The organism is Mycobacterium sp. KBS0706, assembly GCF_005938675.2.
Lineage (GTDB): Bacteria > Pseudomonadota > Alphaproteobacteria > DSM-16000 > Inquilinaceae > Inquilinus.
On sequence record NZ_VCCH02000030.1, the window covers coordinates 1 to 17,904 of the forward strand.

16 protein-coding genes are annotated in these 17,904 nt (G+C 69.6%); 9 read left to right on the plus strand and 7 right to left on the minus strand.

Features of this window, described 5'->3' with window-relative positions:
• The 6 genes from FFK22_RS43050 to FFK22_RS17595 all read left to right on the plus strand — a co-directional run.
• The coding region (locus FFK22_RS43050; RefSeq protein ID WP_221938664.1) for a hypothetical protein at nucleotides 1-248 on the plus strand (248 nt) is incomplete at its 5' end.
• Nucleotides 245-2,122: an ABC transporter ATP-binding protein gene (locus FFK22_RS17575; protein WP_306770124.1), complete on the plus strand. Its 1,878-nt coding sequence runs from the start codon at nucleotides 245-247 to the stop codon at nucleotides 2,120-2,122. The genes FFK22_RS43050 and FFK22_RS17575, both read left to right, overlap by 4 nt.
• Nucleotides 2,123-2,151: 29 nt before the next feature.
• On the plus strand, nucleotides 2,152-3,681 hold the full coding sequence (locus tag FFK22_RS17580; RefSeq protein WP_138888709.1) for an ABC transporter substrate-binding protein: 1,530 nt from the start codon (nucleotides 2,152-2,154) through the stop codon (nucleotides 3,679-3,681).
• A 220-nt stretch (nucleotides 3,682-3,901) separates the two neighbouring features.
• Entirely contained in the window at nucleotides 3,902-4,825 is a 924-nt protein-coding gene (locus tag FFK22_RS17585; protein ID WP_138888708.1) for an ABC transporter permease, read from the plus strand.
• A gap of 3 nt (nucleotides 4,826-4,828) precedes the next feature.
• Entirely contained in the window at nucleotides 4,829-5,680 is an 852-nt protein-coding gene (locus FFK22_RS17590; RefSeq protein ID WP_138888707.1) for an ABC transporter permease, read from the plus strand.
• 2 nt (nucleotides 5,681-5,682) lie between these two features.
• Nucleotides 5,683-7,416, plus strand: coding sequence for a M14 family zinc carboxypeptidase (locus FFK22_RS17595; protein WP_138888706.1), 1,734 nt, complete (start codon nucleotides 5,683-5,685; stop codon nucleotides 7,414-7,416).
• 222 nt (nucleotides 7,417-7,638) lie between these two features.
• Here FFK22_RS17595 and FFK22_RS17600 read toward each other — a convergent pair whose 3' ends face one another.
• A complete protein-coding gene (locus FFK22_RS17600; RefSeq protein WP_138888705.1) occupies nucleotides 7,639-8,403 on the minus strand; it encodes an SDR family oxidoreductase in 765 nt (254 codons plus the stop codon).
• Between the two features lie 132 nt (nucleotides 8,404-8,535).
• Here FFK22_RS17600 and FFK22_RS17605 point away from each other — a divergent pair, with 132 nt between their 5' ends.
• Nucleotides 8,536-9,456 carry a S1/P1 nuclease gene (locus FFK22_RS17605; protein ID WP_138888704.1) on the plus strand — a complete coding sequence of 307 codons (921 nt, stop codon included), beginning with the start codon at nucleotides 8,536-8,538 and terminating at the stop codon, nucleotides 9,454-9,456.
• A 13-nt stretch (nucleotides 9,457-9,469) separates the two neighbouring features.
• On the opposite strand, the gene FFK22_RS17610 is transcribed toward FFK22_RS17605, so the two are convergent.
• Together FFK22_RS17610 and FFK22_RS17615 are read right to left on the minus strand one after the other, a co-directional pair.
• Nucleotides 9,470-10,039 carry a GNAT family N-acetyltransferase gene (locus FFK22_RS17610; protein WP_138888703.1) on the minus strand — a complete coding sequence of 190 codons (570 nt, stop codon included), beginning with the start codon at nucleotides 10,037-10,039 and terminating at the stop codon, nucleotides 9,470-9,472.
• A gap of 52 nt (nucleotides 10,040-10,091) precedes the next feature.
• On the minus strand, nucleotides 10,092-10,706 hold the full coding sequence (locus FFK22_RS17615; RefSeq protein ID WP_138888702.1) for an NAD(P)H-dependent oxidoreductase: 615 nt from the start codon (nucleotides 10,704-10,706) through the stop codon (nucleotides 10,092-10,094).
• Between the two features lie 156 nt (nucleotides 10,707-10,862).
• Here FFK22_RS17615 and FFK22_RS17620 point away from each other — a divergent pair, with 156 nt between their 5' ends.
• Nucleotides 10,863-11,399, plus strand: a complete 537-nt coding sequence (locus FFK22_RS17620; RefSeq protein ID WP_306770125.1) for a TetR/AcrR family transcriptional regulator — start codon at nucleotides 10,863-10,865, stop codon at nucleotides 11,397-11,399.
• Between the two features lie 40 nt (nucleotides 11,400-11,439).
• A complete protein-coding gene (locus FFK22_RS17625) occupies nucleotides 11,440-12,603 on the plus strand; it encodes a mandelate racemase/muconate lactonizing enzyme family protein (protein WP_138888700.1) in 1,164 nt (387 codons plus the stop codon).
• Nucleotides 12,604-12,646: 43 nt separating this feature from the next.
• Here the strand turns inward: FFK22_RS17625 and FFK22_RS17630 are convergent, their stop codons facing one another.
• From FFK22_RS17630 to FFK22_RS17645, 4 genes are all read right to left on the minus strand, one after another.
• The gene (locus FFK22_RS17630; protein ID WP_138888699.1) at nucleotides 12,647-14,452 is read right to left on the minus strand and encodes a gamma-glutamyltransferase family protein; all 1,806 of its coding nucleotides are present in this window, start codon (nucleotides 14,450-14,452) and stop codon (nucleotides 12,647-12,649) included.
• Nucleotides 14,453-14,461: 9 nt separating this feature from the next.
• Nucleotides 14,462-15,334, minus strand: coding sequence for an ABC transporter permease (locus tag FFK22_RS17635; protein ID WP_138888698.1), 873 nt, complete (start codon nucleotides 15,332-15,334; stop codon nucleotides 14,462-14,464).
• Nucleotides 15,331-16,278 (minus strand): ABC transporter permease, encoded by a 948-nt coding sequence (locus FFK22_RS17640; RefSeq protein WP_138888697.1) that lies wholly within the window; start codon nucleotides 16,276-16,278, stop codon nucleotides 15,331-15,333. Before FFK22_RS17640 ends, FFK22_RS17635 begins: the two co-directional genes overlap by 4 nt.
• A 115-nt stretch (nucleotides 16,279-16,393) precedes the next feature.
• Entirely contained in the window at nucleotides 16,394-17,896 is a 1,503-nt protein-coding gene (locus FFK22_RS17645; RefSeq protein WP_138888696.1) for an ABC transporter substrate-binding protein, read from the minus strand.
• Nucleotides 17,897-17,904: the final 8 nt, after the last annotated feature.

Here is a 17,904-nt window from a genome sequence, read left to right on the forward strand (position 1 = left end):
AAGCGCAGCGTGCCGACCAGCTCGCCGGCCTCGTCGCCACCGGCCGAGCGGGCAAGGAGAAGCTGATCCGCATCACCGATGCCGGCCGCGCCGCCTGCGACCGCTACGCCGAGATCCGCGAGCGGCTCCTGGTCCGCGCCACCACCTCGACCGGCCCGGCGGAGGAGCTGCTGTCGCAGATGGGGGCGCAACTGCGCGCCCTCTCGGGTTATTACGAGCAGGCCGCCCGCGCGGCGACCACCCTGTGACCGGCGTCGAAACCATCGACGCGCCGCACCCCGACGCGGCGGCCGACGGCGCCCTGCTGTCGGCACGCGATCTCAGCGTCAGCTTCGACACGCCCACAGGCCCCTTCGCCGCGGTGCAGTCGCTCGGCTTCGACCTCGCCCCCGGCCGGACGCTCGCCATCGTCGGCGAATCTGGCTCCGGCAAGTCGGTCACGGCGCTGTCGGTGATGCGGCTGGTGCGGCATGTCGGCGGCGCCATCACCGGCGGGTCGATCCGGTTCCGGCCGGAGGAGGGGGCACCGGTCGACCTGGTGCAGGCGCCGGAGGACCGGCTGCGCCAGATCCGCGGCAACGACATCGCGATGATCTTCCAGGAGCCGATGACGTCGCTGAACCCGGTCTTCACCATCGGCAACCAGATCGTCGAGGCGCTGGTGCTGCACCAGCGCCTCAGCCTGCGCGAGGCGCGGCGGGAGGCGGAGGCGCTGCTGCGCCGGGTGCGGCTGCCGGATGCCGGGGCGATGCTGGACCGCTACCCGCACCAGCTGTCGGGCGGCATGCGCCAGCGGGTAATGATCGCGATGGCGCTGTGCTGCCGGCCGCGCCTGCTGATCGCCGATGAGCCGACCACGGCGCTGGACGTCACCATCCAGGCCCAGATCCTGACCCTGATCCGCGAGCTGCAGCGCGACCTCGGCATGGCCGTGCTGTTCATCACCCACGACATGGGCGTGGTGGCGGAGATGGCGGACGAGGTGCTGGTGATGTGGCGCGGCCGCAAGGTCGAGCAGGCGCCGGTCCGCGACATCTTCCGGGCGCCACAGCACCCCTACACCAAGGCGCTGCTGTCGGCGGTGCCGCGGCTGGGCAGCCTCGCCGGCGAGGACCTGCCGAAGCGCACGCCGCTGATCGTGCTGGACGGCGACACGCCGCGCAGCATCGGCGAGACCCGGGTGCAGGACACCGCCGACACCTCCACGCCGCTGCTGTCGGTCGACCGGCTGACCACGCGTTTTGACGTGAAGAAGACCGTCTTCGGCCGCGTCACCCACCGCGTCCATGCGGTGGAGGAGGTCAGCTTCGAGCTCTATCCCGGCGAAACGCTGGCGCTGGTCGGCGAATCCGGCAGTGGCAAGTCGACCATCGGCAAGACCCTGCAGCAGCTGGTGAAACCGACCTCGGGCGCCATCCGCTTCGAGGGGCAGGACGTGCTGGCGATGGGCGCGGCGGAGCGGCGGCGACTGCGCCAGAAGATCCAGTACGTGTTCCAGGACCCCTTCGCCGCGCTCGACCCGCGCAAGAAGGTCGGGTTCTCGATCGCCGAGCCGATCGTCACCCACCGGCTGGCGACGGACCGCCCGGCGGTGACGCGGCGGGTGCATGAGCTGATGGAGAGGGTGGGCCTGCCGGCGGCCCGGGCCGGCCGCTATCCGCATGAGTTCTCGGGCGGCCAGCGCCAGCGCATCTGCATCGCCCGGGCGCTGGCCAGCGACCCGACGCTGATCATCGCCGATGAATCCGTCTCGGCTCTCGACGTCTCGATCCAGGCCCAGATCGTCGACCTGTTGATGGAGCTGCAGGCGCGGCAGCGCCTGTCCTACCTGTTCATCACCCATGACATGGCGGTGGTGGAGAAGATCAGCCATCGCGTCGCGGTGATGTATCTCGGCCAGATCGTCGAGATCGGGCCGCGCCGGGCGGTGTTCGAGGCACCGCGGCACCCCTACACCAAACGGCTGCTGGCGGCGGTGCCGGTGGCCGACCCCGGGCGGGCGGCGCAGCGCCCGGCGCTGGAGGGCGAGATCCCGAGCCCGGTGCGCGCGGTCGGCGACGAGCCGGCGATCCACCGGCTGCATCCGGTCGGGCCCCATCATTTCGCGGCGGTCGAGTCATGAGCCGCCATCACAACAGGACAGGGAAGGCGATGATGAGAAACACCGTCGGCAAGCATGCTCTCGGACTGGCCCTGGCGGCGGCTTTGCTGCCGGCCGCGGTCTCCCAGGCCCAGGCGGCGGGGACGCTGACCGTCGCGCTGCGGCAGGACCCCGGCAGCTGGGACCCGATCGACACCTTCCTGGTGGCCTGGGGGTCGGTCGGCAGCCAGATCTTCGACGGGCTGGTGATGCGCGGTCCGGACCTCAAGCTGGTGCCCGGCCTGGCGACGAGCTGGGAGTTCCTGGACGACGCCAACCGCATCCGCTTCCATCTGCGCGAGGGCGTGACCTTCCAGAACGGCGAGGCGTTCGACGCCGCGGCGGTGAAATTCACCTTCGATCGGCTGCTCGGTGCCGAGGGCGCCAAGGGGCCGCAGCAGTCGAACTACAACGCCATCGACCATGTCGCGGTGGTCGACGACCATACGGTCGATTTCGTGATGAAGCGGCCGGACCCGGTGCTGCTGACCAAGCTGGCCGGCTACGGCGCCATGATCGTGCCGCCGAAATACATCGCCGAGAAGGGCGACGACGCCTTCAACGCCGCGCCGATCGGCACCGGCCCGTTCAAGGTCGTGGCCTATGAGCCGAAGGTCAGCCTGACGCTGGAGGCCAACCCGAATTACTGGGGCGGGGCGCCGAAGATCGACAAGCTGGTCTACCGCTTCATCGCCGAATCCTCGACCCGGGTGGCCGAGCTGCAGGCCGGCCGCGTCGACGTCGCGACCCAGATCGAGGTCGCCCAGGTGCCGGTGATCGAGCAGGACCAGAAGCTGCAGATCGTCAGCGTGCCGGGCCCGACCGTCTACGCCATGCGCTTCAACCCCAAGGACCCGCTGACAGCGAAGGAGGACGTGCGCAAGGCGATCATCATGGCGGTGGACCGCGACACCATCGTCAAGACCGTGCTGGCCGGCCAGGCCGAGCCGATCGTCAGCTTCCAGAGCCGGCTGTCCTTCGGCTATCCGCCCGAGCTGAAGCCGCTGCCCTTCGACCCGGCCGGCGCCAAGGCGCTGCTGGCCCAGGCCGGGGTGAAGCCGGGCACGCCGCTGCAGCTCGACTTCCGCGGCGACAACGCCACCCTGCGCGAGGTGCTGCAGGCGGTGGCCGGCTATCTGCAGATGGTCGGCTTCAAGGCGACGCTGAAGCCCTATGAGAGCAATGTCTTCCTCAACGATATCGTGCCGAACGGCAAGACCGGCGCGCTGTTCCAGGAAGGCTGGGGCGGTTGGACCTTCGACTACGACAACACCGCCTATCTGATGTACCACACGGGTGAGAAGTGGAACCCGTATGACAGCATCCCGGAACTGGATGCGATGCTGGAGGTGCAGCGCAAGACCTACGACCCGGCCGAGCGCGAGAAGACCCTGCAGGCGATCGCCGGCTATGTCGCCGACAAGGCGATGGAGCTGCCGCTGTACAACCAGAACACCATCTACGGCGTCAGCAAGCGGGTGCAGAACGCCCAGCTGCCCTCCGACGAGCGGATGCGCTTCGTCGAGGCGACGGTCGAATGATGGCTTGGGCTTCCAGGAAGTGGCTCCCTCTCTTAGTCCCCCCTCCCCCTGCGGGAGGGGGGCAGGGGGAGGGGGTTCGCGCCGCAAGGGCGGTCGCCGCGAGTTACATGAGTGATGCGGCTTGTAGGACCGCGCGCCGGTTCCCTTCGATCGACAACCCCCTCCCCCTAACCCCCTCCCGCGAGGGGAGGGGGGACTCGGTTTTGCTGGTGCGTCGCCCATGATCGGCTTCGTCGCCAAGCGGGTGGCGCTCGCGGTGTTCGTGGTGCTGGTGGTGACGCTGCTGGTCTCCTGGGCGATCCGCCTGACCGGCGATCCGGCGATCATGCTGGCCCAGGGCGCCGGCAGCGTGACCGAGGAGGATCTGCAGCGGATCCGCATCGCCCTCGGCCTCGACCGGCCGTTCCTGGTCCAGTATCTCGGCTTCCTGCAGGGTCTGCTGACCGGGGATCTCGGCCGCAGCTTCCTCGGGGGCACCCCGGTCACCCTGCTGGTCGGCCGGGCGCTGCCGGCGACGCTGCTGCTGGCCTTCGTCTCGCTGCTGGCCTCGATCGTCCTGTCGATCCCGCTCGGCATCCACGCCGCCGTGCACAAGGGACGGGCGGTCGACCAGGGGATCCGCATCCTGTCGCTGGTCGGGCTGTCCTTCCCGAACTTCTGGCTCGCCATGATGATGGTGCTGGTCTTCTCCATCGCCCTGGGCTGGCTGCCGCCGAGCGGGATGGAAGGCGCCGCCAGCCTGGTGATGCCGGCCGCCACCATGGCGATCATCCTCACGGCCACCAATGTCCGGCTGGTGCGCACCGCGATGCTGGAGACGCTGTCGGCGCAATACGTCATGGTCGCCCGCAGCAAGGGCCTGCGCGAGCGGGTGGTGCTGTACAAGCACGCGCTGCGCAACTGCGCCATCCCGCTGATCACCTATATCGGGCTGCAGTTCGGCGGGCTGGTCGGCGGCATCGTGGTGGTCGAGCAGGTCTTCGCCTGGCCCGGCATGGGGTCGCTGGCCTTCGACGCCATCGCCGCCCGCGACTATCCGGTGCTGCAGGCGGTGATCACCGTGCTGGCGATCCTGATCGTCGTCATCAACCTCGCGGTCGACATCGCCTATGGGCTGGTCGATCCGCGCATCCGCACCGAGTGAGCGATGGCGATCGTCGAAGACAGCCGGCCCTGGTCACGCCGCCTGCGCAACCTCGAGTTCATCCTTGGTGCTGTGCTGACCGGCATCATGGTGCTGGCGGTGCTGTGCGCCGGCCTCCTGTTTCCGGACGGCGGCGAGGGCTTCGACCTGACCGCCCGGCTGCTGCCGCCGTTCCAGTCCTGGACGCATCCGCTCGGCACCGACCCGGTTGGCCGCGACGTGCTGGCCCGGGTGGTGACGGGCGGCGGCATCTCGCTGACCGTCGGCTTCGCCTCGGTCGCCGGCGCGGTGGTGCTGGGCACGCTGGCCGGCCTGGTCGCCGGCTACTATCGCGGCATCTGGGACTTGGTGCTGATGCGCTGCGCCGACGTGCAGCAGGCGCTGCCCTTCATCCTGATCGCGCTGACCTTCATCGCCATCCTCGGCGGCGGGCTCGATCGGGTGATCTTCTTCATGATCGTCTCGCAATGGGTGCAGTACGCCCGGCTCGTCCGCGGCTCGGTGCTGTCGCTGCGCGAACGCGAATTCGTGCAGGCCGCCGCGGCGATCGGCGTGCGCGACCACCGCATCATCCTCGACCACCTGCTGCCCAACGTGCTGGGCCCGATCGTCATCCTGATGACGCTGAACGTGGCCAACAACATCTTGCTGGAGAGCAGCCTGACCTTCCTCGGCCTCGGCGTCGACCCGCTGATCCCCAGCTGGGGCGGCATGCTGGCCGACGGCCGCACCTATGTGCAGACGGCCTGGTGGATCAGCGTCTTCCCCGGCCTCGCCATCATGCTCACCGTGCTCGGCCTGAACCTCCTGGGCGACTGGCTGCGCGACGTCCTCGACCCGACCGGAAAGCTCTGACCATGACCCTTCTCCTGGACCGCGAGGCGCCGCGGACCCTCGACGCCCTGCTGCGCGACCTGTCCGACGGCCACCACGGCGCGGCGGTGGAGGCCTGGCTGTTCGAGGACGAGGCGGCGCGCCGCGAGACCGAGACCACCCTGGCCTCGGCCGGCGTCTCGGCCCGGCTGCGCAGCGCCTACAAGCCGCTGCTGCATGCGTTCCTGGAGGAAATCGAGACCGAGGGGCTGGCCAAGGCCGTCATCTGCTACCCGGTGCATCCCGCGGCCGTGCCCGACCGCTTCCTGCTCGAGGCCTACCCGCTGAAGCCGCTGCTGGACGGGGTCGAGCTGCGCTTCAAGCCGGGCGACGAGAGGCTGTGCTACCGGGTGGCCCTGACCTATCGGGACGGGCGGAACTCGACGACGGAGGTCTTCGCCCCGAACCATCTGGACACCGACCATCTCGACGCCCCGTGCCTGTCGCCGACCGGCTGGCTGCGCGTCACCGGCCGGCCCGAGGGCGAGCCCGACCTCGACGAGCGGATGGAGACTGAGGTCGAAGGCCTGTTCCGTGCCGTGGTCGAGACCGTGAAGGCCCATCCCTGGGGCACGGACGAACCCTATTTCGAGCGGCTGGCGATCACGGTCGAGGCGCCGGCGATCGAGCGGGCGCTGCCCTTCCACGAGGAAGCCGTCAGCCTGCACGAGGCGCTGCACGAGGACCTGTACTTCACGCTGCTCGAGGTGTTCCAGCGCCACTCCGGCCGCCCGGCCGGCGACCGCCGGCTGCAGCCGGGCCAGATCGTGCCGGAGATCCGGGCCGGCGCGCCGCGGGTGCGGGTCGAGACCGTGCCGTTCGACGTGTCCGGCGAACCCGGCGACTGGCTGGCGCAGGCGGTGGAGACGGCGGAGGCGCCGCTGTCGATCGAGCAGGTGCATCGCGAACTGGCCGCGCTGGGTGGGCAGCCGATCCTGGCTCGGTCGCGGCAGGGGCGGGCGGTGCCGGGGCTGATCCGGCCGGGGTCGCGCCCGGCCGTCGTGGTCACCGGCGGCCAGCACGCCAACGAGACCACCGGCCCCGTGGGCGCCCTGCGCGCCGCGCAGCTGCTGCTGCAGGACCCGGAGCACCATCTCGCTTTGATCCCGCTGGAGAATCCGGACGGCTACGCCCTGCACCGGCGGCTGTGCCGGGACAATCCGCGGCACATGCATCACGCCGCGCGCTACACCGCGCTGGGCGACGATCTCGAATACCGCAGCGGTGACGGGCTCTTCGAGCGCGCGGCGCGCAGCGAGGCGATCGCGCGCACCGGGGCACAGCTGCATGTCAACCTGCACGGCTATCCGGCGCATGAATGGACCCGGCCCTTCACCGGCTACCTGCCGCGCGGCTTCGAGATGTGGACCATCCCGAAGGGCTTCTTCCTGGTGCTGCGCCACCATGCGGGCTGGGAGGAGCCGGGAATGGCGCTGATCGAGGCGGTGACCCGCCGCCTGGCCCGGATCGAGCCGCTGCTGGAGCTGAACCGGATGCAGCTCGCCGCCTATGGCGCCCATGCCGGGGCGGGGCCGTTCACCGTGATCAACGGCATCCCCTGCCTGATCGGCCCGGATGAGCGCCACGTGCCGCCGCTGACCCTGATCACCGAGTACCCTGACGAGACCATCTATGGCGACCGCTTCTCCCTGGGCCACCAGGTGCAGATGGAGACAGTGCTGGCCGCGGCGGAGCACCATGCGGGGGTGGTGGCCTAGGGCCAGCGGTCGGACGCCTCTCTTTGCGTTGCCTCTCCTGCCACGCGAGACTTTTCAGAATACCAAACACCGTCATTGCGAGCGCAGCGAAGCAATCCAGGGGCCAGTGCGAACCGGCCCCTGGATTGCTTCGTCGGCCTCGCCTCCTCGCAATGACGGCGAGGGATGAGCGTTGTGAAAAGGTCCGGTCAGCGGGAGAGGCGACGTGAAACGATGCGCTGCCTATGTCCTGGTGATCGACACCCCGCCATCGACCAGCAGCCCCGTCCCGGTGGTGAAGCTGGAGGCGTCGGAGGCGAGGTAGAGCGCCGACCGCGCCATCTCCTCCGGGCTGGCCAGGCGCTTCATCGGGTACAGGCCGGTGATGAAGTCGCGCTCCGCCTGGGTCTTGGCGAACTCCCGGTACATCGGCGTCTCGGTGCCGCCCGGCAGCAGCGCGTTGACGCGGATGCCGCGGCCGCCGAACTCGACCGCAAGCGCCTGCACCAGCCCGATCAGCCCGGACTTGCTGGCGGCATAGGCGGCCACGCCCGGGAAGCCGACCGTGTAGCCGACGAAGGTCGAGGTGAAGATCAGCGATCCGCCGCCGCGCCGCAGCATCGCCGGGATCTGGTGCCGCGCCGCCAGGAAGCCGCTGGTCAGGTTGGCCTCGACCGTCTCGCGCCAGGCCGCGGGCGTCACCTCCGGTGTCGGCGCCATCGGCCCGACCATGCCGGCATTGTTGAAGGCGATGTCGACGCCGCCGAACCGCTCCTCGGCCAGCGCCACCAGCGCCGGGGCATAGGCTTCGTCGGTGACGTCGCCCGCCAGCGCCGCGGCCCGGCCGCCGGCCTCCGCGATCTCCCCGACCAGCGCGTCGAGCTCCGCTTGCCGGCGGGCTCCCGCGACAACAGCCGCGCCTTCGCGTGCGAACAGCACCGCCGCGGCCCGGCCGATGCCGGAGCTGGCCCCGGCGACGATCGCCACCTTGCCTGCCAATGCACCCATCTCGTCTCTCCTTCCGTCATTCGCTGTAGGAGGAACATGGCGAGGGGCCGACCCGACCTCACTCCGGTTCTTGCCGTGCAATCGAGGCAGGCCAAATAGGTCGGGATAGGCTTCCCGATCCCGGAGGTGCGGATGCGAGCTCTCCATCTCACGCGCTGCTGGAGAACACTCGGCGCGGTGCTGATGCTGGTGCTGATCGTGCCGCACCAGGCGTCGGCCTGGGTGCGCGAAGGCCACATGGCCACTGGCGCGCTGGCCTATGACATCCTCGAGCAGCGCGACCCGGAGGCGATCGCGGCCATCCTCCGGCTGATGCAGGCGCATCCGGACCGGGCGCGCTTCGATTCCCAGCTCGGCGGCCTGACCGGCCGTGAGGGCGAGCGCCGGATGTTCGAGCTGATGGCGATCTGGCCGGATGCCGTGCGGGGCACCCCCTATGCTCATCCGGTCTGGCATACGAGCCAGCGGATCGTGTCCTCGGCCCGCAGCGCGATCCCCTTCGCCTTCGGCAGCGCCCAGTTCGAATTCGGGCGCAATCTCGCGGTCGCGCATGACGCCGCGGCATCCGACGCGGACCGGGCGGTCGCGCTGTGCTGGGTGATGCACATCGTCGGCGACATGCACCAGCCGCTGCACACGGCGATGTGGATGTCGTGGCGGTTCCCGATCACCGATGCCGGCGGGCAATGGGCCTGGGTCCGCCCCTCGCCGGATGCCGAGCCCGAGCGCCTGCACCGGTTCTGGGATTCGGCGGGCCATCCGGCCGGGCTCGTCCTCGCGCCGTCGGGATCGCTCGAGGCCAAGCTGGAGCAGGATCCGCCGGCCGAGACGCTGTCGCCGGACCCGGAGACCGCCTTTGCCCATTGGGTGGCCCATACGCGTGAGCTTGCCTATGAGGTCGCCTATGCGCGCGGGAGGCTGAGGGCAGGCAACTCGCCGGGCTCCGCCCGGGTTCTTTCGCCAGACTATGTCGAACAGGTGCGGGTGGTCAGCCGCGCCCAGCTCACCGCCGCCGGGCGCCGGATCGGGGCGCTGCTCTCGGGCCTGCGCTGACGAGCCAGGCGGCTCAGGTGAGGGTCTTCGCGACGATCCAGCGGTCCTTGCCGATGCGGCGGGTGCGCTCGAAGCCCGCGCGCTCGAACATCGACACCGTCCCGTTGTGCAGGAAGGACGAGGAGACCGACCGGCCGTCGGCATTCTCGGGATAGCTCTCGACCGTACCGCCGCCCAGCCGGGCGATCTCCTGCAGGGCGCCGGCGAGCGCGGCCGCGGCGACTCCCTTGCCGCGATAGGCTTTGTCGACGAAGAAGCAGGTGATCCGCCAATCCGGCAAGGCGGTCAGCCCGTCGCGATAGGCGCGCTGGTGCTTGATCCGCGGCAACTCCTCCGTCGGTCCGAACTGGCACCAGCCGACGCAGGTCGCGCCGTCATACACCAGGGCGGCATGGGCATGGCCGTCCCGGACCCGACGCTCCTTCTCCGACCGATTCTGCGCCGGCGGCTTGGAGCGGCTGACGCCTTCCGGGTGGAAGGACATGCACCAGCAGCCGCCCCAGACGCCGTTGTGCCGTTCGACCAAGCCGGCGAAATCCGGCCATGTGGTTTCGTCCAGAGGCTTTACGTCGAAACCGGCCATTGCCCTTCCAGTTCAGGAGCTGGTGTGTCGGACAAAGCTCAGTGTAGCGCGGTCAGGCGGCATCGGCCGCGTCACTTCGTTCGGCAGCCTGGAACAGCCGGCCGCCGATGGCATAGACGGTTTCCAGATGGGCGCCCGGATCCTGAATATCCGAGGGCAACAGAAACTCCGATGTGACGACGCGGGCGCCGCAATAGTCGAAGATGCCGTGGTCGATCTGCGTCTTCATGGCGCCGGAATAGCCGTGCCGCTCATAGGTCTGCTGGCCGGCGCCGCCGAGGGCGACGAGATGGACCGGCAGGCGGCCCAGCTTCTTCTCCAGCTTGCCGCCGGGGATCTCGTCATAGGCCCAGCCATTGATGAAGACCCGGTCGATCCAGCCCTTGAGCAGCCCGGGCATCGACCACCAATAGACCGGATAGACCAGCACCAGCGTGTCGGCGCGGTCGATCCGCGCCTGCTCGGCGAGGATTTCGGCGGAGGGCGCCGCCTGCTTGAGATGGACGGCGTGGTCGGTCGCGGTGAAGCGAGGGTCGAAGCCTTCCGCCATGAGATCGGCGATCTGGGCGGAATGGCCGGACTTGCTCACGCCCTCGGCGAGTCGGGCGGCGACGGCATGGGTCAGCGATCCGGGATCGGGATGCGCGACGACGATGAGCGCGTGCATGCCGGCAACTCCTGCAGGTGATTGCGGGGAAGGGGAAGAGGTTATATACTTTTAGTAAGTTACGTTTGGTATATAGCCATGTCAAGCATCGAACCGAGAGAAATCGACCCACGGCCGCGCCGCCGCCTGTCGCGGGAGGAGCGGCATCGCCAGCTCATGGACACTGCCTGGCGGCTGGTGCGGGAGGAGGGGACGGACGCTCTGACGCTCGGCCGGCTGGCCGAGCAGGCCGGCATCACCAAGCCGGTGGTCTACGACCATTTCGGCACGCGCACCGGGCTGCTGATCGCGTTGTACCGCGAGTTCGACGACCGCCAGACGGCCCTGCTGCAGGCCGCGCTGCAGACCGGCGAGCCGACCCTGGCCGGCCGGGCCGCGGTGATCGCCTCCGCCTATCTCGACTGCGTGCTGGCCCAGGGCCGTGAGATCCCCGGCGTGGTCGCGGCGCTGACCAGCTCGCCGGAACTGGAGAAGGTCAAGCGCGCGTGCGACGCGGCGTTCCGGGAAACCTGCCGCGGCGCGCTCGCTCCCTTCGCCAAGGCCGGCGCCATCGCCCCCGCCGGCCTCTGGGCAGTGCTCGGCGCCGCCGAAGCCCTGTCCGCCGCCGCAGCGAACGGCGAATTGACTGCCGCGGAGGCAGAGGCGGAATTGGCCGAGACCATCGTCGCGATGGTTGCTAGGATTCGGGGCTGACGCCGCGGCGTCTTCCGCACGAAAACACAGGCCAGCCAGCATGCGTATTGTCGATGTCGTGGAGGTGACGAAGCCGATCGCCTCCCCGATCCGCAACGCCTATATCGACTTCTCCAAGATGACCGCCAGCCTGGTGGCGGTGGTGACCGACGTGGTGCGCGACGGCCGCCGGGTCGTCGGCTACGGCTTCAACTCGAACGGGCGCTACGGCCAGGGCGGGCTGATCCGCGAGCGCTTCCGCGACCGGATCCTGGCGGCGGACCCGGCCAGCCTGCTCGACGATGAAGGCGCCAATCTCGACCCGCACCGGATCTGGGCGGCGATGATGGCGAATGAGAAGCCGGGCGGCCACGGCGAGCGCTCGGTCGCCGTCGGCACCATCGACATGGCGGTGTGGGACGCAGTCGCCAAGATCGCCGGCCAGCCGCTGTTCCGCCTGCTGGCGCAGCGGAAGGGGCGCGAGGCCAACCTGCGCGTCTTCGTCTACGCCGCGGGCGGTTATTACTACCCCGGCAAGGACAATTCGGCGCTGCGGGCGGAGATGCGCGGCCATCTCGACCGCGGCTACACCGTGGTGAAGATGAAGATCGGCGGCGCCCCGATCGCCGAGGACCGCGGCCGCATCGAGGCCGTGCTGGCGGAGATCGGCAGCGCGGCGCGGCTGGCGGTCGACGCCAATGGCCGCTTCGATCTCGAGACCGCCATCGCCTATGCCCGCATGCTGCGGGAGTACCCGCTGTTCTGGTACGAGGAGGCGGGCGACCCGCTGGACTACGCGCTGCAGGCGGCCCTGTCCGAGTTCTATCCCGGGCCGATGGCGACCGGCGAGAACCTGTTCTCGCACCAGGACGCGAGAAACCTGCTGCGCTATGGCGGGATGCGTCCGGACCGCGACTGGCTGCAATTCGACTGCGCCCTGTCCTACGGGCTGGTGGAGTATCTGCGCACCCTCGACGTCCTGGCGCAACTCGGCTGGTCGCCGTCGCGCTGCATCCCGCATGGCGGGCACCAGATGTCGCTGAACATCGCCGCCGGTCTCGGACTCGGCGGCAATGAGAGCTACCCGGACCTGTTCCAGCCCTATGGCGGCTTCCCGGACGGGGTGCGGGTCGAGGCCGGCCACATCGTCATGCCCGACCTGCCGGGCATCGGCTTCGAAGGCAAGTCCGACCTGATCAAGGTGATGCGCGAGCTGGCGGAGTAGGGCCGCCTCCTCCCCCGTCCTGCGGGGGAGGAGGGGCTGATCCTCAGCGCCCCGCCGCGTAGGCCTGCATCAGCCGCGGGGTGGCGGCGGCGTGCAGCAGGCCGTCGGGGTCGCGGGATGCGGCGACCAGGCGGCCGACGGTCCAGGCCGGCGCTTCCTCCAGCGCATGGCCGCGGCGGCGCAGCTCCGCCAGAACCTCGGGCCCGAAATTCTCCTCCGCCAGCAGATGGCCGGGCTTGCGCTCGCGCGGGTAGAAGGAGCTCGGGAAATGCGCCGTGTGGAACATCGGCTGCTCGATCGCTTCCTGCAGGGTCAGCCCGTGATGGACATGGCGCAGGAACAGCTGCAGCTGCCACTGCTCCTGCTGGTCGCCGCCGGGCGAGCCGAACACCATGTAGGGCCGGCCGTCACGCAGGGCGAGGGAGGGGGTCAAAGTGGTGCGCGGCCGTTTGCCCGGCGCCAGGCTGGCCGGCAGGCCCGGCTCCAGCCAGAACATCTGGGCCCGGGAGTTCAGCATGAAGCCGAGCCCCGGGACCACCGGCGAGGATTGCAGCCAGCCGCCCGACGGCATCGCCGCCACCATGTTGCCCCAGCGGTCGACCGCGTCGATATGCACCGTGTCGCCGCGCCGGGCCGACAGCATGTCGGCCATGGTCGGCTCGCTCGCCGCCAGCGTCTCCAGGCTGGTGCCGCTGACCTTGGACAGCCGCTCCAGCACCGCCATCACCCGGTCGACCTGGGCCTCGTAGCCCGGCACCCGGCCGGGCCGCAGCTCGCGCGAGGCGGTGGCGCCGATCAGGCCGCGGCGGGCGTCGCTGTAGCCGTCGGACAACAGCGCCTCGACCGGCACATCGCCGAAGCGGGGGTCGCCGTAATAGGCCTCGCGGTCGGCGAAGGCGAGCTTCATCGCCTCCGTCACGGTGTGCACGAAATCGGCGCTGGCCGGGCCCATCGACGCCAGGTCGATGTCCTTCAGCAGGGCCAGCGTCTGCAGGAACACCGGACCTTGGCCCCAAGGCCCGATCTTGGCCAGGGTGTGGCCGTGATAATCATAGGTCAGCGGCGCCTCGTAGCTTGGCCCCCAGCCGGCGAGGTCGTCGCCGGTGATGACGCCGCGATGGCGCTGGCCGCTCTCGTCCATCACCTCGGTGGTGCGGGCGAACCGGTGGATCGCCTCGGCCACGAAGCCGCGGTAGAAGGCGGCGTAGGCCGCGTCGGCCTGGCGCTCGCGATCGCCGCCCGCCGCCTCGGCCTCGCGGATGATCCGCTTCCAGGTCTCGGCCAGATCCGGGTTTCGGAACAGCTGCTTGGCCTTCGGCGCCGACCCGCCCGGCAGGAACACGGCGGCGGAGCTCGGCCACTCGGTCTCGAAGAAGTCCTTCAGGCCGGCGATGGTGTCGGCGACGCGCGGCAGCACCGGGTGGCCGCCCTCGAGATAGTGGATCGCCGGCTCCAGCACGTCGCGCACGGTCAGCGTGCCGTAGTCGCGCAGCAGCACCATCCAGGCGCCGAAGGAGCCGGGGATGACGGTGGCGAGCAGGCCGTTGCCGGGGATCAGCTCCAGCCCCTCGCTCTTGTAATGCGCGATGGTGGCGCCGGCCGGGGCCGGGCCCTGGCCGCACAGCACCTGGGTCTTGCCGGTGGCGGCCGAGTGGAACACCACCGGCACGTCGCCGCCGGGGCCGACCAGGTGCGGCTCCACCACCTGCAGCACGAAGGCGGTGGCGACGCAGGCGTCGAAGGCGTTGCCGCCGCGCTCCAGCATGGCCATGCCGGCGGCGCTGCCGAGCCAGTGGGTCGAGGTGACCATGCCGAAGGTGCCGAGCAGCTCGGGTCGGGTGGTGAACATGCTTGTCTCTCAGCTTTCGCGGGGGTCCAGGGCGTCGCGCAATCCGTCGCCCAGCAGGTTGAAGCCCAGCACGACCAGGAAGATCGCGCCGCCCGGGAAGACCGACATCCAGGGCGCCTGGCTCATGAAGTTCTTGGCGGTGTTCAGCATCGAGCCCCAGGACGGGCTCGGCGGCTGCTGGCCGAGGCCGAGGAAGGACAGGCTGGCCTCGGCGATGATGGCGGTGGCGATGGTCAGCGTCGCCTGCACGATCAACGGCGGCAGCACGTTCGGCAGGATGTAGCGGATGATGATCCAGCGATGGGGCAGGCCGATCGAATGGGCGCCCTCGACATAATCCTCGGTCTTCACGCTCAGCACCTGGCCGCGGGTCAGGCGGATGAAGATCGGCATCGCCGACAGGCCGATCGCGATCATCGCGTTGGACAGGCTGGGGCCGAGGAAGGCGGCCAGCGCGATCGCCAGGATCAGGAAGGGGATGGCCAGCATCGCCTCGGTGGCGCGCGAGATGGCGCCGTCGACCAGCCCGCCGTAATAGCCGGCCACGAGCCCGAAAGGCACGCCGACGGCCAGCGCGATGGCGACCGAGATCACCCCGGCCATCAACGAGGCGCGGGCGCCATAGGCGAGGCGGGTGTAGATGTCCCGGCCGAGATCGTCGGTGCCCAGCCAATGCGCGGCCGACGGTGCCTTGCGAATGGCCGTGAAGCTGGTCTGCAGCGGGTCCTGCGGCGTCACCAGCGGCGCCAGCACGGCGAGCAGCACGAAGGCCAGCACCAGCACGGCGCCGACCACCGCGCTCCTGTTGCGCAGGAATTTCTGCAGGCCGCGGCTGCGCCGATTCCGGGCGGGGGCTTCGGTGCCCAGGGCCGTCGCGGTCATGACGGGTACCTCAGCCGCGGGTTGATCAGGATGTACAGCACGTCGGCCAAGAGGTTCATGGCGATGAAGCCGATGGCGGTGCACAGCACCACGCCCTGGACCACGGCGTAGTCGCGGTTGAACACGGCGTCGACGATCAGCTTGCCGAAGCCCGGGATGGTGAAGACCTGCTCGGTCAGCACCGCGCCGGCCAGGAGCTCGCCGAACAGCAGCGTCACCAGGGTGACGATCGGCACCAGCGCGTTGCGGAAGGCGTGCTTCAGCACCACGGCGGGGCCCAGCAGGCCCTTGGCCCGGGCGGTGCGGATATAGTCCGACCGCAGCACGCCGAGCATGGCCGACCGGGTGTGCCGCATCAGCGTGGCCGCCAGCGCATTGCCCAGCACGAAGGACGGCATCAGCATGGTCTTGAAGCTGAGCCACAGGTCCTGCGACGGCGACACGTAGCCCGAGGCGGGCAGCAGCCGCCACTCCACCGAGACCAGCAGGATCAGCATGATGCCGAGCCAGAAGTTCGGGATCGACAGGCCGGACAGGGCGAAGACGTTGGCGGCGTAGTCGACCGTGGTGCCCTTGCGCACCGCGGCGATGATGCCGGCCGGGATGCCGATCAGGAGGGCGAAGACCATGGCCATGGCGGCCAGCTGGATGGTCACCGGCAGCTTCTGGGCGATCAGCTCGGTCACCGGCGCGTCGGTGCGCAGCGAGATGCCGAAATCGCCCTGCACCACCCGACCGATCCAGGCGAAGTACTGCACCGGGATCGGATCGTTCAGCCGGTACTTGTCGCGCAGGTATTCCAGGACCGCGGGGTCGCGCTCCTCCCCCGCCATGGCCAGTACCGGGTCGCCCGGCAGCAGCTTCTGCAGGGCGAAGACCAGCATCGACACCAGAATGATGGTCGGCACGGCCACCATCAGCCGGCGCAGGATGATCCGGGTCATGGGTGCAGGACCTCCACCACAAGCCCCTCAGAGTCCCCCCTCCCCCTGGCCCCCTCCCGCGAGGGGACGGGGGACTCGATTGGAAGCGGTCGGGCGGGAGCGAGCACCAGCATCCTCAGCCCTCGATGCTCATGCCCTTCAGGCGGATCATGCCGTCGGGATAGGCGGTGAAACCCTTCACCTTCTTCGACAGCACGAACGGCCAGGGCTGGTAGTAGGTGTAGATGATCGGCAGCTCGTCCTCGAGGATGGCCTGGGCCTGGTCGTACAGCTCCTTGCGCTTGGCCTGGTCTGGCGTCTGCCGGGCGGCGTTCAGCAGCTTGTCGACCTCCTCGTTGCAGTACTTGCCGTCGTTCAGGTTGCCCTTGCAGGTGACGAAGGCGTGGATGTTGCCGTCGGGGTCGACGCGGCCGGACCAGCCGACCTGCTCGGCCTCGAAATTGCCCGATGCCGCCTCCTTCATCATCGCCGCGAACTCGGTGGCGCGCAGCTTGATGTCGAAGCCGGCCTCCGACGCCATCGCCTGGATCAGCTCGGCGATCTGCTGCGCCGTGGTGCCGGTGCCGAACACCATCTCGAACGACACCCGCTCATGCCCGGCCTCCTTCAAGAGCTGCTTGGCCTTCTCCAGGTTGCGGGCGCGCACCGGGAACTTGTCGCTGAAATAGGGGCTGGCCTGGGGGAAGGGCTGCTGCGCCGGCGGGTAGATGCCGGCCCCGACCACCTGGTTGATCGCGTCGCGGTCGATCGCCAGCTCCAGCGCCTGGCGCACGCGCTTGTCCTGGCCCAGCGGGTTCTTGGCGCGGTCGCCATTGCCGGTGTTGATGGTGATGCCCTGGTAGCCGATGCCGGTGACCGGCGCGAACACCAGCTCCGGATCGGCCTTCACCGCCTCGACGTCGGACGGGGCTAGCCGCTCCAGCATGTCGAGGTCGCCGGCCTTGAGGTTGGCCAGGCGCACCGTGGTGTCCGGGATCGGCTGGAACACCACCTTGTCGATCTTGTAGTTCGCGGCGTCCCAGTAGCCCGCGTATTTCTGCAGCACGATGCGGTCGTTCTGCACCCGCTCGACGAAGCTGTAGGGGCCGGAGCAGACCGGCTTCTGGCCGAAATTGTCGCCGGCGAAGGCCTTCGGCGCCAGCATCATGCCGGCGCGGTCGGACAGCTGGGCCAGCAGGGTGGCGTCGGGGCGCGACAGCTTGATCGCCACCGTCTTCGGGTCGACCGCGACGACATCGGCGACCGAGGCCAGCTCGCTCTTGCGCAGGCTGTCGGGCAGGGTGCGGGCGCGGTCGAGATTGGCCTTCACCGCGGTGGCGTCGATCGGCTCGCCGTCCTGGAAGGTGGCGCCCTCGCGCAGGGTGAAGGTCAGGGTCAGGTTGTCGTCGCTCCAGGACCAGCTGGTCGCCAGCTTCGGCACGAAGCCGAGCTCGGGGTTGATGTCGATCAGCTTGTCGCAGAGCGAGGCGAAGACGATGCGGCCGACGAAGGTGCGGGCCCGGTGTGGATCCAGCACGTCGGGGTCCTCGTTCAGCCCGACCCTCAGCGTGGTCTGGCCATAGGCCGTGCCGCTGAGCAACAGGCCGGCGAGCATGAGGAGAATGGGGCGTGCGCGCATGAAATGAG

What these genes read in the sequence shown, in the direction of transcription:
- FFK22_RS17580 (WP_138888709.1), top strand. Translation starts at nt 2,152, where the DNA reads ATGATGAGAAACACCGTCGGCAAGCATGCTCTCGGACTGGCCCTGGCG.
- FFK22_RS17585 (WP_138888708.1), top strand. Translation starts at nt 3,902, where the DNA reads ATGATCGGCTTCGTCGCCAAGCGGGTGGCGCTCGCGGTGTTCGTGGTG.
- FFK22_RS17590 (WP_138888707.1), top strand. Translation starts at nt 4,829, where the DNA reads ATGGCGATCGTCGAAGACAGCCGGCCCTGGTCACGCCGCCTGCGCAAC.
- FFK22_RS17595 (WP_138888706.1), top strand. Translation starts at nt 5,683, where the DNA reads ATGACCCTTCTCCTGGACCGCGAGGCGCCGCGGACCCTCGACGCCCTG.
- FFK22_RS17600 (WP_138888705.1), bottom strand. Translation starts at nt 8,403, where the DNA reads ATGGGTGCATTGGCAGGCAAGGTGGCGATCGTCGCCGGGGCCAGCTCC.
- FFK22_RS17605 (WP_138888704.1), top strand. Translation starts at nt 8,536, where the DNA reads ATGCGAGCTCTCCATCTCACGCGCTGCTGGAGAACACTCGGCGCGGTG.
- FFK22_RS17610 (WP_138888703.1), bottom strand. Translation starts at nt 10,039, where the DNA reads ATGGCCGGTTTCGACGTAAAGCCTCTGGACGAAACCACATGGCCGGAT.
- FFK22_RS17615 (WP_138888702.1), bottom strand. Translation starts at nt 10,706, where the DNA reads ATGCACGCGCTCATCGTCGTCGCGCATCCCGATCCCGGATCGCTGACC.
- FFK22_RS17620 (WP_306770125.1), top strand. Translation starts at nt 10,863, where the DNA reads ATGGACACTGCCTGGCGGCTGGTGCGGGAGGAGGGGACGGACGCTCTG.
- FFK22_RS17625 (WP_138888700.1), top strand. Translation starts at nt 11,440, where the DNA reads ATGCGTATTGTCGATGTCGTGGAGGTGACGAAGCCGATCGCCTCCCCG.
- FFK22_RS17630 (WP_138888699.1), bottom strand. Translation starts at nt 14,452, where the DNA reads ATGTTCACCACCCGACCCGAGCTGCTCGGCACCTTCGGCATGGTCACC.
- FFK22_RS17635 (WP_138888698.1), bottom strand. Translation starts at nt 15,334, where the DNA reads ATGACCGCGACGGCCCTGGGCACCGAAGCCCCCGCCCGGAATCGGCGC.
- FFK22_RS17640 (WP_138888697.1), bottom strand. Translation starts at nt 16,278, where the DNA reads ATGACCCGGATCATCCTGCGCCGGCTGATGGTGGCCGTGCCGACCATC.
- FFK22_RS17645 (WP_138888696.1), bottom strand. Translation starts at nt 17,896, where the DNA reads ATGCGCGCACGCCCCATTCTCCTCATGCTCGCCGGCCTGTTGCTCAGC.